Raw genomic sequence first — 15876 nt, forward strand, 5'->3', positions numbered from 1 at the left:
ATCTGCTATAGTATTGATAGCTTCTGGCGCTTGCTCCGCTTGCCCTGAGGGCCAAAAACAACCCAAACTCCCAACGGCGCGCATGCGCAACACCTGCGGAGCATTGCCCTGGTGAGCCCTGGCAATGCGCGCTATATTGACCCCATCACTTCACCCACACCGCCTGATGACCACTACCATTTCCTCGGAATCCGCCGCCAAGAAGAACGTCGCCAAACTCCAGCGCGCCATCGTCGACGGGCTGGAAGATATCAAGGCGCAAGACATCCAGGTCTTCAACACCGAGCACCTCTCGCCCCTGTTCGAGCGGGTCATCGTGGCATCGGGCACCTCCAACCGCCAGACCAAGGCCCTGGCCGCGAGCGTGATCGACAAGGTGCGCGAAGCGGGCTTCCCCAAGCCGCGCGTGGAAGGCGAGGACAACGGCGAATGGATCATCGTGGACTGCGGTGCGGCCGTGGCCCATGTCATGCAGCCCGCCATCCGCCAGTACTACCGGCTGGAGGAGCTGTGGGGCGAGGTGCCCGTGCGCCTCAAGCTCGGCGCGGCCAAGCCCGTCGCGGTCAAGAAGGCCCCCGCCAAGGCAGCAGGCACGGCCCCCGCCGCGAAGAAGGCGGCTGCCAAGAAGGCCCCCGCCAAGAAGACCGCTGCCCCCAAGACCGCCGCCACCAAGACGGCGGCCGCCAAGACCGCAGCCGCGCCCAAGGCCCCGGCCCGGCGCACAGCCCAGTCCGCGGCCCCATCGACCGCCAAGCCGGCCGCCAAGCGGGCGACCAAGCCCGCTGCCGGGTCTGCCGCCAAGCCCGCAGCCAAGGCGCCCGCCCGCAAGACCGCCTCCACCACGGCGCGCAAGACGGCCGCCCCGCGCGCCGGCACGACCGCGGTGCAAAAGCTGGTGGTCCAGCCGCGCAAGGCAGCGGCCCCGGCCAAGGCCGGCGCGGCGGCCAAGGCGCCCGCCCGCAAGGCCCCGGCACGCAAGAGCGCCGCCCCGCGCTGATCCCCGGAAAGCCCAGGCACCATGCGGCTGCTCATCGTCGCCGTGGGGCAGCGCGTGCCTGACTGGGCCGCCAGCGCCTACGAGGACTACGCCAAGCGCTTCCCGCCCGAGCTCAAGGTCGAGCTCAAGGCCGTGAAGACCGAACCGCGCGGCTCCAAGACGCTCGAAGTGCTGCTGGCGGCCGAGCGCGAGCGCATCAGCGCCGCCATTCCGCGCGGTGCGCGCACCGTGGTGCTGGACGAGCGCGGCACCGCCCTCACGACCAAGGCCCTGGCCGCACGGCTGCAGGCCTGGCAGCTCGAAGGCGACGACGTGGCCCTGGTCATCGGCGGCCCCGACGGCACGGACCCCGGCCTGCGCCAGGCAGCGCACGAGCGCATCCGCCTGTCGGACCTGACCCTGCCGCACGCCATGGTGCGCGTGCTGCTCATCGAGCAGCTCTACCGCGCCTGGTCGCTCAATGCGGGGCACCCCTACCACCGCGAATGACCGGCCTGGGCCATGCAGGGGGACTCCTGTATTCATAGCTGCCAGCGCTTGCTGGATAAGCCCTGGGGCCTGATTTGACCCAAAATACTGCCATGCCCGACTTCATCTACCTCGCCTCGCAAAGTCCCCGGCGCAGCCAGTTGCTCGACCAGATCGGCGTGCCCCACCGGCTGCTGGTGCCCAATGCGCCGGGCGACGTGGCCGAGGACACCGAGGCCCTGGAGCAAGTGCTCCCGGGGGAGGCGCCCGCGGCCTATGTGGAGCGCGTCACCGCCCTCAAGCTCGACGCCGCCGTGCAGCGCCTGGCGCGCCGGGGCCTGGCACCCGCGCCCATCCTGTGCTCGGACACCACCGTCGCCCTGGACGGCCGCATCTTCGGCAAACCCGAGACGGCGGACGACGCGCGCAGCATGCTGGCCCGGCTCGCGGGCCGCGAGCACCACGTGCTCACGGCCGTGGCCGTGCAGGCCGGCGCGCAGCGCTTTGCGGCGCTGTCGGTGTCGCAGGTGCGCTTCGGCACGCTGAGCCCTGCGCAGATCGATGCCTACGTGGCCAGCGGCGAGCCCATGGGCAAGGCGGGGGCCTACGGCATCCAGGGCGCGGCGGCGGCCTTCATCGCGCACATGAGCGGCAGTTATTCGGGCATCATGGGGCTGCCGTTGTACGAGACGGCCTGCCTGCTGCGCAGCGCAGGCTATTCCATCTGAACACCATGCAGCAAGACATCCTGATCAACTGGTCCCCGCAGGAGACGCGCGTCGCCGTGGTCGAGCACGGCGCCGTGCAGGAGCTGCACATCGAGCGCACGCTCGAGCGCGGTCTGGTGGGCAACATCTACCTGGGCAAGGTCTCGCGCGTGCTGCCGGGCATGCAGTCGGCCTTCGTCGACATCGGCCTGGAGCGCGCGGCCTTTCTGCATGTGGCCGACGTGTGGCAGCGCCAGGAGGGCGGCGAGGCGCCCCCGTTCGCGCGCCGCAACGACCCGCCCGTGCCCATCGAAAAGCAGGTGTTCGAGGGCCAGCCACTCATGGTGCAGGTCATCAAGGACCCCATCGGCAGCAAGGGCGCGCGCCTGTCCACGCAGATCAGCGTTGCCGGGCGCCTGCTGGTGTACCTGCCGCAGGACGACCATGTGGGCGTCTCGCAGAAGATTCCGCTGGCCGAGCGCGACGCGCTGCGCGCACGCCTGCAGGCCCTGGTGGGCGACAAGGCCAGCGGCGGGGGCGGCGGCTTCATCCTGCGCACCAACGGCGAAGACGCCAGCGACGCCGAACTGGCCGAGGACATCGCCTACCTGCGCAAGACCTGGGCGCGCATCCGCGAGACCGCGCTGCGCCAGAGCGCGGGCTCGCTGCTGCACCAGGACCTGGACCTGCTGCAGCGCGTGCTGCGCGACCTGACCAGCGAGCACACGCAAAGCATGCGCATCGACTCGCTCGAGCAGTTCCAGCGCCTGCGCGCCTTCGGCCAGGAGTTCATGCCCCAGGCGGCGGCCAAGCTGCAGCACTATCGTGGCGAGCGGCCCATCTTCGACCTCTACGCCATCGACGAGGAAATCACGCGTGCGCTGGGCCGGCGCGTGGACCTGAAGTCCGGCGGCTACCTCATCATCGATCAGACCGAGGCGCTCACCACCATCGACGTCAACACCGGCGGCTACGTGGGCGCGCGCAACTTCGACGACACCATCTTCAAGACCAACCTGGAGGCGGCCGGCGCCATCGCGCGCCAGCTGCGCCTGCGCAACCTGGGCGGCATCATCATCGTGGACTTCATCGACATGGTGCGCGAAGACCACCAGCAGGCCGTGCTGGCCGAGCTGCGCAAGCACCTGGCGCGCGACCGCGTCAAGACCATGGCTGGGGGCTTCTCGCAACTGGGCCTGCTGGAGATGACCCGCAAGCGCACGCGCGAGTCGCTGGCGCACATGCTGTGCGAACCCTGCCCCTGCTGCCAGGGCCGCGGCGCCGTGCGCACTGCGCGCAGCGTGGCCTACGACATCCTGCGCGAAATCCTGCGCGAGGCGCGCCAGTTCAACCCGCGCGAATTCCGCGTGGTGGCCGCGCCCCAGGTCGTGGAACTGCTGCTGGACGAAGAGAGCACGCACCTGGCCGGGCTGTCGGACTTCATCCGCAAACCCATCTCGCTGCAGGCGGACACGGCGCTGGGGCAGGAGCAGTACGACATCGTGCTGCTGTGAGAATCGGATTTTGCACACAAGCCCTGTTTGAGGTAACCGCAGACGCTGCCGTGCATGTCCGGGCAACACCCGAAACGGTTTGCGAATCACACCGATGCCCGTCGACACCAGCGGGTCAACTCCAGTCCGCCTCCATACGATTTCCTGACGCAGGCGCCGTCAGGCTTCCACCATGGACACCAACACCCTCTCGCGCAGCATCCTCGCCCTGCTGGCCTGGGCCATCGCCTGGGCCGCGATGGTCGGGCTGGAGGGCCGGCTGGACCTGGCCAACCTGGCCATGCTGCTGGTGCTGGCTTCGGCGCTGTCTGCCCTCTGGCTCCCCGGCTGGACGAGCATGGTGGCCAGCGCGGTGGCGGTGCTGGCCTTCAACTGGTTCTTTGTCCCCCGCAAATTCGCCTTCACCGTCGATCTTCACCAGAACGCGCTGCTGCTGGTGGTCCTGTTGCTGGTGAACTGGATCATCGCGGGACTGGTGATCCGCCAGCGCCACCTGGCCGAGGCCGCGCACACCGTGGCGGCGCGGGAAGCACGGCTGCGCCAGTGGGGCGACACGCTGCGCGACGCCAGCGACCCGGCTGCCCATGCGGCGGCGCTGCGCACTGCGCTGCAGGAAGCCACCGGGAGCACGGTGGCCGTGACGGTGCTGCGCGCGCTGGGCAGCCCGCCTGATGGCGCCGCGGCCCTGCAGTTGGGCGAGCCGGACGAAGAACAGCGCGCGGGCCTGGCCCTGTGTGTGCGCGAGGGGCGGCCCATGGGCGCGGGCAGTGGCCGCTACGACGAGCTGCCCGACGCCTACCTGCCCCTGCGCGGCCGGGGCGTGACCCTGGGGGCTGCACTGATCACCGGTCTGGCCCGCCACCCGCAGGGGCCCGAATTGCGCCCCCACCTGCAGGCGCTGTGCGACCAAATGGGCAGCGCCTTGCACCGCTCGCTGATCGCGGCGCACGAGCAGCAGGCCCGCGATCAGGCGCAGCTGCAGGCCACCCGCAATGCCCTGCTGGCGGCCATCTCGCACGACTACCGCACACCGCTGGCCACCATCATGGGCGCGGCCTCCGCCCTGCAGGAACAGGGCGAGCGCATGGACGGTGCGCAGCGCCAGCGGCTGGCTGCCGGCATCGTCGAAGAAAGCGAGCGGCTGGCGCGGCTGACCGACAACACCCTGCAACTGGCGCGGCTGGATGCGCCGGCGGTGCAGTTGCGCTGCGACTGGGAGTCGGCCGAAGAGATCGTCGGCGCGGTGCTGCGCCGCGCCCGGCGCGGCCCCGGGGGCGCGCGCGTGCGCGCCTGGGTGGAGCCCGATCTGCCCTTGCTGTGGTGCGATGCGATCCTGGTGTCGCAGCTGCTGGACAACCTGCTGGACAACGGCCTGAAGTACAGCCCGGCCGATGCTCCGGTGGAGCTGCACGCCACGCGTGACGGCGAGTGCCTGGTGCTGGCCGTGAGTGACCGCGGCCCCGGTATCGCGCCGGCCTGGCAAGAGAAAGTGTTCGAGGTGTTCCAACGCGGCGACACGGATCCCGCGGGGCCCCATGCGGACGCGGGTCGGGGGGCCGGCGTGGGCCTGGCCGTGTGCCGCGCCATCGCCCGCGCACACCGGGGCGAGCTGCTGCTGCGCCCGCGCGCCGAAGGCGGCTGCCGCTTTGAATGCCGGCTGCCGCTGCGCGGCGCAGGCCCGCCGCCACCGTCGGCGCCGGCGGCCCCGGAGAGCCCGCCATGAGCCGCCACATCCTGCTGGTGGAGGACGACCGGGTGCTGCGCAGCGCGCTGCGCGAGGCCTTGGCCATCGAGGGCTACGCCGTGCGGACGGCAGCCAGCCTGGCCGACGCCCGGGCGCAACTGCAGCACCTGCCGCCCGGCGAGGCCATCGACCTGGTGCTGCTGGACCTGGGCTTGCCCGATGGTGATGGTCAGGTGCTGCTGGCCGAGCTGCGCCGCAGCAGCCATACGCCCGTCATCGTGATCTCGGCCCGCGAGGCCGAAGGCCAGAAGATTCGCCTGCTGGACGAAGGGGCCGACGACTACCTGGTCAAGCCTTTCGGCATCGGCGAGCTGCTGGCGCGCATGCGCGTGGCCCTGCGCCACCGCGGGCGCAGCAGCCAGCCGGCGCTGCTGCGCTACCGCCACGGCCCGCTCACGGTGGACCTGAAGACCCGCCGCGTGCGGCGGGCCGATGCCGACGTGCACCTCACACCCACCGAATATGCCCTGCTCGCACGGCTGGTGCGCCAGGCCGGCCAGGTGGTCACGCACCGCCAACTGCTGGCCGACGTGTGGGGTGCCGAGCACACCGAACAGACCCATTACCTGCGCCTGTACATGGGCCAACTGCGCGCCAAGCTCGAGGCCGACAGCGCCGACCCGCAGCACCTGCTGACCGAGCCCGGCGTGGGCTACCGCCTGGCCGAGCCGGACGCCATCGACTGAGCGCAACGCGGGGCGCTTATGCGTTCCTGATGCGCGGCGGCGCATCGTGGCAGCCTTGTGCATCCACGGAGGTTCCATGCAGCACCCCCGCACCGCCGCCTTGCCCGGCGCAGCTTCCCCCACCGGCGGCCCACAGGGCCTCGCCGCCCTCACGCTGGCCGCCATCGGCGTCGTCTATGGCGATATCGGCACCAGCCCGCTTTACACCGTCAAGGAGATATTTGCGCCGCACACCGGCGTGCCGCTGGATGCACCGCATCTGGTCGGCGCGGTCTCCACGATCTTCTGGGCGCTGATGCTGGTGGTCACGCTCAAGTACGTGGTCCTGATCCTGCGCGCCGACAACCACGGCGAGGGCGGCGGCCTGGCGCTGACGGCGCTCGCCGCCCGCGCCGTGGAACAGCGCCCGGCCCTGCGCCGCGGCCTGCTGTTGCTGGGCGTGTTCGGCGCCACGCTGTTCTATGGCGACAGCCTGATCACCCCGGCCATCTCGGTGCTCGGCGCCATGGAAGGGCTGGAGGTGCTGACCCCGGCGCTCAACCCCTGGGTGGTGCCGGCCACCGTGGCCATCCTGATCGGCCTGTTCCTCATGCAGCGCTTCGGCACGGCGGTGGTGGGGCGCTTCTTCGGTCCGATCATCGTGCTGTGGTTCACCGTGCTCGGCGCGGTGGGCGCCTGGCACATCGCGCAGGAGCCGGCGATCCTGGCGGCCCTGAATCCGCTGCACGCCTGGGGGTTCCTGTCCGCGCGCGGCTGGCAGGTCTTCGCGGCGGTGGGTGCCATCGTGCTGGCCCTGACCGGCGCCGAGGCGCTGTACGCCGACATGGGCCACTTCGGCCGCAGGCCGATCCAGATCGCCTGGACCGGCCTGGTGCTGCCCAGCCTGGCACTGAACTACCTGGGCCAGGGTGCGCTGCTGATGGGCGACCCAGCGGCGATCCAGAACCCCTTCTACCGCCAGTTCCCCGAGGCCTGGCTGCTGCCCGCGCTGGTGCTGGCCACGCTGGCCGCCATCATCGCTTCGCAAGCCGTCATCTCCGGCACATACTCACTGACCAAGCAAGCCATCCAGCTCGGCTTTCTGCCGCGCATGCGGGTGCGCTACACCAGCGCGCGCGAGATGGGGCAGATCTACATGCCCGGTGTCAACTGGGCTCTGCTGGCTGGCGTGCTGACGGTGGTGCTGTTCTTCCGCAGCTCGTCGGCGCTGGCCAGCGCCTACGGCATCGCCGTGACGCTGACCATGATGATCACCACCGTGCTGACCTACTTCGTGGTGCGCGAGGGCTGGCGCCTGCCGGCGCCGGTCGCCATCGGCGCCACCGCGTTCTTCCTGGCCATCGACGCGCTGCTGGTCGCCGGCTGCGCCATCAAGTTCCTCGACGGCGGCTGGTTCCCGCTCACGCTGGGCCTGCTGCTGTTCGTGCTGATGAGCACCTGGCGGCGGGGGCGTGAACTGCTGATGGACAGCATCCGCCGCGACGGCCTGCCGCTGCAGGACTTCATCGCCCAGCTCGATCCACGCAGCGTCCACCGTGCCGAACGCACCGCCGTGTACGCGGTGGCCGACCCCGACACCGTGCCGCAGGCCCTGCTGCACAACCTCAAGCACAACCAGGTGCTGCATGCACGCAATGTCATCCTCACGGTGCGCTTCTACGACGTGCCCTGGATACCGATGGAACGCCGGGTGGACGTGCAGGCGCTGGACCACGGCTTCTGGCGGGTGCAGGTGAACTACGGCTTCATGAACACGCCCGACATACCGAAGGCGCTGGAACTGACCGCCTCGCACGGGCTGGCGGTGCCGCTGTTCGAGACCAGCTACTTCCTCAGCCGCGAGACCGTGGTGCCCACACCGGGCAGCGGCATGGCGAACTGGCGCGAGAAGCTGTTTGCCACCATGAGCCAGAACGCTGGCGGGGTGGTGGAGTTCTTCCGCCTGCCCGGCAACGCGGTGGTGGAGCTGGGCACGCGGGTGCCGATCTGAGGCTCGGAGGGGGAGAAACCATGCCGCGACACCTGAAGCCGCGATCGGCCGCCCACGCCAGCCGCCCCAGGCCTCACTCCGCCAGCGCCTGCAGCAGCTCGGTCTCGATGGCGATCTGCTGCGGGGCGTCCTGCAGCTCGGCGCCCTGGATCAGGAAGGTGTCTTCCACGCGCTCGCCCAGGGTGCTGACCTTGGCGAGCTGCACGCTGAGCTTGTGGCGCGCGAGCACGCGGGCCACGAGGTAGAGCAGGCCGGCGCGGTCGCTGGCCGAGATGCCCAGCAGCCAGCGCTGGGCCTTTTCGTCGGGGCGCAGGGTGACGCGCGGGGTGATGGGAAAGCTCTTGACGCGGCGCGACACGCGCTTGCGCCCTGGCTCGGGCAGGGGGCCCTGCTGCTGGATGGCCTGGCTGAGGTCGTTCTCCACCATGTGCGTGAGCTCGCGGTAATGCCCCTGCAGCGTGGGGCTGACGACCTGGAAGGTGTCGAGCGCATAGCCGTTGTGCGCCGTGTGCACGCGCGCGTCCAGGATGGAGAAGCCCGCGCGGTCGAAGTAGCCGCAGATGCGCGCGAACAGGTCGCTCTGGTCGGGGGCGTACACCAGCACCTGCAGGCCTTCGCCGGCGAGCGACTGGCGCGCGCGCACCACGGGCTGCAGGGTGCCCACGTGGCGCGAGAGGTGGCGCGTGTGCCAGGCGATGTCGGCGGCCTCGTGGCGCATGAAGTAGCTCACGTCCAGCGTGTCCCAGAGCTTCTTGTGCGCCTCGAAGGGCAGGGCGCTGAGCGCCAGCAGCACCAGGGCCTCGCGCTTGCGCGCCTCGACGATGGCCTGGGCATCGGGCGCGCGCCCGCCCAGCACGCGCAGGGTGGCGCGGTACAGGTCTTCGAGCAGCTTGCCCTTCCAGGCGTTCCAGACCTTGGGGCTGGTGCCGCGGATGTCGGCCACGGTGAGCAGGTACAGGGCCGTGAGGTAGCGCTCATTGCCCACGCGGCGCGCAAAGGCGGTGATCACGTCGGGGTCGGAGAGATCCTGCTTCTGCGCCACCTGGCTCATGGTGAGGTGCTCGCGCACGAGAAATTCGATGAGCTGCGCATCCTCGCGCGCCACGCCGTGCTGGCGGCAGAAGCGCCGCGCCTCCATGGCGCCGATTTGCGAATGGTCGCCGCCGCGCCCCTTGCCGATGTCGTGGAACAGGGCGGCCACGAACAGCACCCAGGGCTTGTCCCAGCCGCCCGCGAGCTGCGAGCAGAACGGGTACTCGTGCGCGTGCTCGGCAATGAAGAAGCGCCGCACATTGCGCAGCACCATGAGGATGTGCTGGTCCACGGTATAGACGTGGAACAGGTCGTGCTGCATCTGCCCCACGATGCGCCGGAACGGCCACAGGTAGCGCCCCAGCACCGAGGTCTGGTTCATGAGCCGCATGGCGTGCGTGATGCCCGTGGGCTGCTGCAGGATGCGCAGGAAGGCGGCGCGGTTGACCGGGTCGCGCCGGAAGGCCGCGTCCATCACGCTGCGCGCGTTGTAGAGCGCGCGCAGCGTGCGCGCCGAGAGGTTCTGCAGCCCGGTGGAGCTTTGGTAGAGCAGAAAGGTCTCGAGGATGGCGTGCGGGTCGCGCTGGTACAGGTCGTCGCTGGCGACTTCGATCAGGCCGTTCTTGTCCAGGAAGCGCGCGTCGATGCGCTGCGGGGCCTGGGTGGGCGGATTGAGCCGCTCGTCGATGTTGAGCAGCAGAATCTGGCTGAGCTGGGTGACCGCCTTGGCGGCCCAGTAGTAGCGGCGCATCAGCGTCTCGCTGGCGTGCATGGGCAGGCGCGCGCCCTCGGGCGTGTGGGAGCGGTAGCCGAAGGACTCGGCCACGGCAGTCTGCAGGTCGAACACCAGTCGGTCTTCGCGCCGCCCGGCCAGCAGGTGCAGGCGGGCGCGGATGAGAAACAGCAGCGCCTCGTTGCGCCGGATCTGGCGCACCTCGAACGGCGTGGCCAGGCCGCTGGCGGCCAGCTCCTCCCAGCATCGACCCAGGCCGGCAGCGCGTGCCAGCCACAGGATGATGTGCAGGTCGCGCAGGCCCCCGGGCGACTCCTTGCAATTGGGCTCCAGGGCGTAGGGCGTGTTCTCGTGCTTGGTGTGGCGCTGCTGCATCTCCAGCGTCTTGGCGACGAGGAAGGCGCGCGGGTCGATCTGCGCGGCCAGCGCGTGCTCGAAGTGGGCGAACAGCGCGGCATCGCCGCAGATGCGGCGCGCCTCCAGCAGCGAGGTCAGCACCGTGACGTCGCGCGCCGCTTCGTCCAGGCATTCCTGCGGCGTGCGCACGCTCGAGCCTATCTCCAGCCCCGCGTCCCAGCAGTCGCGGATGAAGGCCTCGACCTGCTCGCGCACGGCGCCCGGCGCCTGCGCGCCGGCGGGCAGAAGCACGAGCACGTCGATGTCGGAGTGCGGGAACAACTGCTCGCGCCCGAAGCCGCCCACCGCCGCCAGCGCCAGGCCCTCGGGCAGGCCGGCGCGCTGCCACAGGCGGGTGAGCAGGCCGTCGGCCAGGCGCGCGCACTTGCGCAGCAGCGCGTGGATGCCGCGCGTGGACGAGCCCGGCTGCAGCAGGGTGGCCAGCAGCGCGGCCTGCTGCTGGCGGTAGGCGTCGCGCAGGGCGTGGAGCTCGCTCAGGGGCATGGCGCCATCTGCCTGCCGCGCGGGCTCAGGTGGCCGTGGCCTGCACGAAGGAGGGCAGGGGGGGCGAGCCGCTGGACAGCGTCAATACCTCGTAGCCCGTGGGGGTGACCGCGATGGTGTGCTCCCACTGCGCCGAGAGGCTGCGGTCCTTGGTGACGATGGTCCAGCCGTCGTTGCCGAATTCCTTGATCTCGCGCCGGCCGGCGTTGATCATGGGCTCGATGGTGAACACCATGCCGGGCTTGAGCTCTTCGAGCGTGCCGGGGCGGCCGTAGTGCAGCACCTGGGGCTCCTCGTGGAACACCTTGCCGATGCCGTGGCCGCAGAACTCGCGCACCACCGAGTAGCCGTGCCCTTCGGCGAACTTCTGGATGGCGTGGCCGATGTCGCCCAGGCGTGCGCCGGGCTTGACCTGCAGGATGCCGTGCCACATGGCCTCGAAGGTGACGGCGCACAGGCGTTTGGCGGCGATGGAGCATTCGCCGATCAGGTACATGCGGCTGTTGTCGCCGTACCAGCCGTCCTGCGTGATGACGGTGACGTCCACGTTGACGATGTCGCCTTTCTTGAGCGGCTTGTCGTTCGGGATGCCGTGGCACACCACGTGGTTGACCGAGGTGCACAGCGAGGCCGGGTAGGCCGGGTAGCCCGGCGGCTGGTAGCCGATGGTGGCCGAGCGCGTGCCTTGCCGGGCCATGCACTCGGCGCCCAGGCGGTCGATTTCCAGGGTGGTGATGCCGGGGCGGATGTGCGGTGCAATGTAGTCCAGCACTTCCGAAGCGAGACGGCAGGCCTCGCGCATGCCAGCGATGTCTTCGGCGGACTTGATGGTGATGCTCATGGCGGAATTATCCCATCGGCCCTTTGGGCTTGCAGGGCGCAGGGCTGTGGGCGCGGGCCCGCCCGGTAAAATGGCGGGCTTGCCGGGGCCTTGCCGCCCCGTGCGTCCCTTGCCTCTCCCAGCTTCTCAGGCCGCCACCGTGACCTTGCACAAGATTTCCTTTGCGGGGGGCAATGCCCTCAGCGCCTTCCGTGCCCAGCAACTGCAAAGCGCCCTTGCCACCATCCATCCGCGGATCAGCGGCGTGGCCGCGCGTTTCGTGCACCTCGTGGCGCTGGATGCCGCCCCCACGCCCGCGCAGCACGAGCGCCTGGCAGCCCTGCTGAACTATGGCGACCCCTACCCAGGCCCCGAGGACGGGCTGCTGCTGGTCGTCACGCCGCGCCTGGGCACGGTCTCGCCCTGGGCGTCCAAGGCCACGGACATCGCGCGCAACTGCGGCCTGGACGTGCACCGCGTGGAGCGCATCACCGAATACCGCCTCACGCTCAAGAGCGGCCTGCTCGGCGGCCCGCCGGAGGTCTCGCCCGGGCAGATTGCGCAGATCGCCGCGCTCCTGCACGACCGCATGACCGAATCCGTGATGGCCAGCCGCGCCGAAGCCGAGCAACTGTTCACCGAGCTCGATGCCCAGCCCATGGAGTTCGTCGATGTGCTGCAGGGCGGCCGCGCGGCGCTGGAAGCCGCCAACCGGCAATGGGGCCTGGCGCTGGCCGACGACGAGATCGACTACCTCGTCAACGCCTTCCAGGGCCTGGCGCGCAACCCCACCGACGTGGAGCTGATGATGTTCGCCCAGGCCAACAGCGAGCATTGCCGGCACAAGATCTTCAACGCCCAGTTCACCATCGACGGCGTGCCGCAGGAGAAAAGCCTGTTCGGCATGATCCGCCACACCGAGCAGGTTTCGCCCCAGCACACCATCGTCGCCTACGCCGACAACGCCTCCATCATGGAAGGCAACCAGGTCGAGCGATTTGTGGCAAAAATGGGCTCTAACGCCCATGGAATAAGCGTAAACAGCTATCAAAAAGAGAGCGCAACGCACCATGTGCTGATGAAGGTGGAAACGCACAACCACCCCACGGCCATTTCGCCCTTCCCTGGTGCCTCGACCGGCGCGGGCGGCGAGATCCGCGACGAGGGCGCCACGGGCCGCGGCTCCAAGCCCAAGGCGGGGCTGACGGGCTTTACCGTCTCCAGGCTGTGGGGCGGCCTGAGCGACCAGCCCGGCGGCAAGCCCGAGCACATCGCCAGCCCGCTGCAGATCATGACCGAGGGGCCGCTGGGCGGCGCCGCGTTCAACAACGAATTCGGGCGGCCCAACCTGGCGGGCTACTTCCGCGAGTACGAGCAGGAGGTGGGCGGCGTGCAGCGCGGCTACCACAAGCCCATCATGATCGCGGGCGGTGTGGGCAGCATCGACGCCACGCTCACGCACAAGATCGCATTCCCCGCCGGCACGTTGCTGGTGCAACTGGGCGGCCCGGGCATGCGCATCGGCATGGGCGGCGGCGCCGCCAGTTCCATGGCCACGGGCCAGAACGCGGCCGAGCTCGATTTCGACTCCGTGCAGCGTGGCAACCCCGAGATCGAGCGCCGTGCGCAGGAAGTCATCAACCACTGCTGGGCGCTGGGCGCGGACAACCCCATCCTGGCCATCCACGACGTGGGCGCGGGCGGCCTGTCCAACGCCTTCCCCGAGCTGACGAACGACGCCGGCCGGGGCGCACGCTTTGACCTGCGCGCCGTGCCGCTGGAGGAATCGGGCCTGGCGCCCAAGGAAATCTGGAGCAATGAGAGCCAGGAGCGCTACGTGCTGGCCATCGCGCCCGAGTCGCTGGAGCTGTTCCGCGCCTTTTGCGAGCGCGAGCGCTGCCCCTTTGCCGTGATCGGCACCGCCACCGAAGAGCGCCAACTGGTGCTCGAAGACACCGCCGCCCAGGCCGCCGACCAGAAGCTGCCCGTGGACATGCCCATGGCCGTGCTGCTGGGCAAGCCGCCCAAGATGCACCGCGACGTGCAAACCGTGCAGCGCCCGCTTCAGCCCATCGACCTGACCGGCGTGCCGCTGCAAAAGGCCGTGATCGACGTGCTGAGCTACCCCACGGTGGCGTCCAAGCGCTTCCTCGTCACCATTGGCGACCGCACCGTGGGCGGCCTCACGCACCGCGACCAGATGGTCGGCCCCTGGCAGGTGCCCGTGGCCGACTGCGCCGTCACGCTGGCCGACTACCGGGGCTTTGCCGGCGAGGCCATGGCCATGGGCGAGCGCACGCCGCTGGCCGCCCTCAACGCCCCGGCCTCGGGCCGCATGGCGGTGGCGGAAGCCATCACCAACCTGCTGGCGGCGCCCATAGCGCTGCCGCGCGTGAAGCTGTCGGCCAACTGGATGGCCGCCTGCGGCGAGCCGGGCGAAGACGCCGACCTGTACGCCACCGTCAAGGCCGTGGGCATGGAGCTGTGCCCGCAACTGGGCATCAGCATCCCCGTGGGCAAGGACTCGCTGTCCATGCGCACGCAGTGGAAGGACGGCGACGCGCAGAAGAAGGTGGTCTCGCCCGTGAGCCTGATCGTGAGCAGCTTTGCCACGCTGCAGGACGTGCGCGGCACGCTCACGCCGCAGCTCGACGCCAGCGAGGAAGACACCACGCTGGTGCTCATCGACCTGGGCAAGGGCCAGTGCCGCATGGGCGGCAGCATCCTGGGCCAGGTGCTCGACCAGGCCGGCGACACCGTGCCCGACCTCGACGACGCCCAGGACCTGGTGAATCTGGTGAACGCCGTGAACGCGCTGCGCGCCAAGGGCCAGATCCTCGCCTACCACGACCGCAGCGACGGTGGCCTGCTCGCCACCGTGGCCGAGATGGCCTTTGCCGGCCATGTGGGCGTGGCGCTGAACGTGGACATGCTGGTCACCGAGGGCGACGGCATCAGCGACAGCCGCATGGACGCGGGCGACGCCAAGAACTGGGCCGGCCAGATCAGCGCGCGGCGCGACGAGCTCACGCTCAAGGCGCTGTTCAACGAAGAACTGGGCGTGGTGCTGCAGGTGCGCACGGCCGAGCGCAACGAGGTCATGCAGGTGCTGCGCGCGCATGGCCTCTCCCGCTGGAGCCACTTCGTGGGCAAGACGCGCCCCGTATCCAGCACCATGGACGTGGGCAAGGGCGAGCTGCAGGTCTGGCGCGACGCCAAGGCCATCTTCAGCGCCCCGCTCGAAGACCTGCACCAGGTCTGGGACGCCGTGAGCTGGAAGATCTGCCAGCAGCGCGACAACCCCGCCTGCGCCGACGCCGAGCATGCGGCCGCGGGCCAGGCGGCCGACCCCGGCCTGCATGTGCACCTGACGTTCGATCCGGCGCAGGACGTGGCCGCGCCGTACCTGAACCTCGCGCGCCCCAAGGTCGCAGTGCTGCGCGAGCAGGGCGTGAACTCGCACGTGGAAATGGCCTACGCCTTCACCGAGGCCGGTTTCGAGGCGCACGACGTGCACATGACCGACCTGCAGAGCGGCCGCGCGCGCCTGGAAGACTTCCAGGGCATCGTGGCCTGCGGCGGTTTCAGCTACGGCGACACGCTGGGCGCGGGCATAGGCTGGGCGCGCTCCATCACCTTCAACCCGGTGCTGGCCGCGCAGTTCCAGGGCTTCTTCGCGCGCCCCGACACCTTCGGCCTGGGCGTGTGCAACGGCTGCCAGATGTTCGCCGAGCTGGCCGACATCATCCCCGGCGCGCAGGACTGGCCGCGCTTCACCACCAACCAGAGCGAGCGCTTCGAGGCCCGCCTGTCGCTGGTGGAAGTGCTGGAGTCGCCCAGCCTGTTCTTCGCCGGCATGGCCGGCAGCCGCCTGCCCATCGCCGTGGCGCACGGCGAGGGCTATGCCAACTTCAAGTACCGGGGCAACGCCGACAAGGCCATCGCCGCCATGCGCTTCGTGGACCACACGGGCGCCGCCACCGAGCAGTACCCGTTCAACCCCAATGGCAGCCCTGGCGGCCTGACGGCGGTGACCACGCTGGATGGCCGCTTCACGGCCATGATGCCGCACCCCGAGCGCGTGTTCCGCAACATCCAGATGAGTTGGACGGACGGCGACAAGTCGCAGTTCAGCCCCTGGATGCGCCTGTGGCGCAATGCGCGCAAGTGGGTCGGTTGAACTTTTCTAGGTTTACTCCACTACAAAAACAATAGCTTCCAGCGCTTGATCCACAAGCGTTGGAAGCTATTTTTGTTCATAATCTGCGCTTCCACCGATTTCTGG

Annotated in this window: 10 protein-coding genes; 8 read left to right on the top strand and 2 right to left on the bottom strand. The window is 69.8% G+C overall.

The annotated features are described in order from the left end of the window. The first annotated feature begins 166 nt into the window (after nt 1-166). The 7 genes from rsfS (at nt 167) to CGR01S_RS04420 (ending at nt 8106) form a co-directional block, all read left to right on the top strand. The gene (gene rsfS, locus CGR01S_RS04390; RefSeq protein WP_042422826.1) at nt 167-997 is read left to right on the top strand and encodes a ribosome silencing factor; all 831 of its coding nucleotides are present in this window, start codon (nt 167-169) and stop codon (nt 995-997) included. 21 nt (nt 998-1018) lie between these two features. Continuing rightward, entirely contained in the window at nt 1019-1486 is a 468-nt protein-coding gene (gene rlmH, locus CGR01S_RS04395) for a 23S rRNA (pseudouridine(1915)-N(3))-methyltransferase RlmH (RefSeq protein ID WP_042422830.1), read from the top strand. Between the two features lie 92 nt (nt 1487-1578). Beyond that, entirely contained in the window at nt 1579-2193 is a 615-nt protein-coding gene (locus CGR01S_RS04400) for a Maf family protein (RefSeq protein ID WP_042422833.1), read from the top strand. A gap of 5 nt (nt 2194-2198) precedes the next feature. After that, the gene (gene rng, locus CGR01S_RS04405; protein ID WP_042422835.1) at nt 2199-3686 is read left to right on the top strand and encodes a ribonuclease G; all 1488 of its coding nucleotides are present in this window, start codon (nt 2199-2201) and stop codon (nt 3684-3686) included. Between the two features lie 172 nt (nt 3687-3858). Further along, nucleotides 3859-5409 (top strand): sensor histidine kinase, encoded by a 1551-nt coding sequence (locus tag CGR01S_RS04410; protein ID WP_042422839.1) that lies wholly within the window; start codon nt 3859-3861, stop codon nt 5407-5409. Then, on the top strand, nt 5406-6116 hold the full coding sequence (locus CGR01S_RS04415) for a response regulator (RefSeq protein ID WP_042423447.1): 711 nt from the start codon (nt 5406-5408) through the stop codon (nt 6114-6116). Before CGR01S_RS04410 ends, CGR01S_RS04415 begins: the two co-directional genes overlap by 4 nt. A 76-nt stretch (nt 6117-6192) precedes the next feature. Next, nucleotides 6193-8106, top strand: a complete 1914-nt coding sequence (locus tag CGR01S_RS04420; protein WP_042422843.1) for a potassium transporter Kup — start codon at nt 6193-6195, stop codon at nt 8104-8106. Nucleotides 8107-8179: 73 nt separating this feature from the next. Here CGR01S_RS04420 and CGR01S_RS04425 read toward each other — a convergent pair whose 3' ends face one another. Both CGR01S_RS04425 and map read right to left on the bottom strand, forming a co-directional pair. After that, nucleotides 8180-10771, bottom strand: coding sequence for a [protein-PII] uridylyltransferase (locus CGR01S_RS04425; protein WP_042422848.1), 2592 nt, complete (start codon nt 10769-10771; stop codon nt 8180-8182). A gap of 25 nt (nt 10772-10796) precedes the next feature. Further along, nucleotides 10797-11612 (bottom strand): type I methionyl aminopeptidase, encoded by an 816-nt coding sequence (gene map / locus CGR01S_RS04430; protein WP_042422851.1) that lies wholly within the window; start codon nt 11610-11612, stop codon nt 10797-10799. A gap of 139 nt (nt 11613-11751) precedes the next feature. Between map and purL the strand changes: the two genes are divergently transcribed. After that, on the top strand, nt 11752-15771 hold the full coding sequence (gene purL / locus CGR01S_RS04435) for a phosphoribosylformylglycinamidine synthase (protein ID WP_042422854.1): 4020 nt from the start codon (nt 11752-11754) through the stop codon (nt 15769-15771). Nucleotides 15772-15876: the final 105 nt, after the last annotated feature.

The organism is Comamonas granuli NBRC 101663, from assembly GCF_000739995.1.
GTDB classification, from domain to species: domain Bacteria; phylum Pseudomonadota; class Gammaproteobacteria; order Burkholderiales; family Burkholderiaceae_C; genus Simplicispira; species Simplicispira granuli.

Excerpts from the sequence above, each read along its gene's own strand:
- CGR01S_RS04415 (WP_042423447.1), top strand. The coding sequence starts at position 5,406 with ATGAGCCGCCACATCCTGCTGGTGGAGGACGACCGGGTGCTGCGCAGC.
- CGR01S_RS04425 (WP_042422848.1), bottom strand. The coding sequence starts at position 10,771 with ATGCCCCTGAGCGAGCTCCACGCCCTGCGCGACGCCTACCGCCAGCAG.
- CGR01S_RS04420 (WP_042422843.1), top strand. The coding sequence starts at position 6,193 with ATGCAGCACCCCCGCACCGCCGCCTTGCCCGGCGCAGCTTCCCCCACC.
- rsfS (WP_042422826.1), top strand. The coding sequence starts at position 167 with ATGACCACTACCATTTCCTCGGAATCCGCCGCCAAGAAGAACGTCGCC.
- CGR01S_RS04410 (WP_042422839.1), top strand. The coding sequence starts at position 3,859 with ATGGACACCAACACCCTCTCGCGCAGCATCCTCGCCCTGCTGGCCTGG.
- rlmH (WP_042422830.1), top strand. The coding sequence starts at position 1,019 with ATGCGGCTGCTCATCGTCGCCGTGGGGCAGCGCGTGCCTGACTGGGCC.
- CGR01S_RS04400 (WP_042422833.1), top strand. The coding sequence starts at position 1,579 with ATGCCCGACTTCATCTACCTCGCCTCGCAAAGTCCCCGGCGCAGCCAG.
- map (WP_042422851.1), bottom strand. The coding sequence starts at position 11,612 with ATGAGCATCACCATCAAGTCCGCCGAAGACATCGCTGGCATGCGCGAG.
- rng (WP_042422835.1), top strand. The coding sequence starts at position 2,199 with ATGCAGCAAGACATCCTGATCAACTGGTCCCCGCAGGAGACGCGCGTC.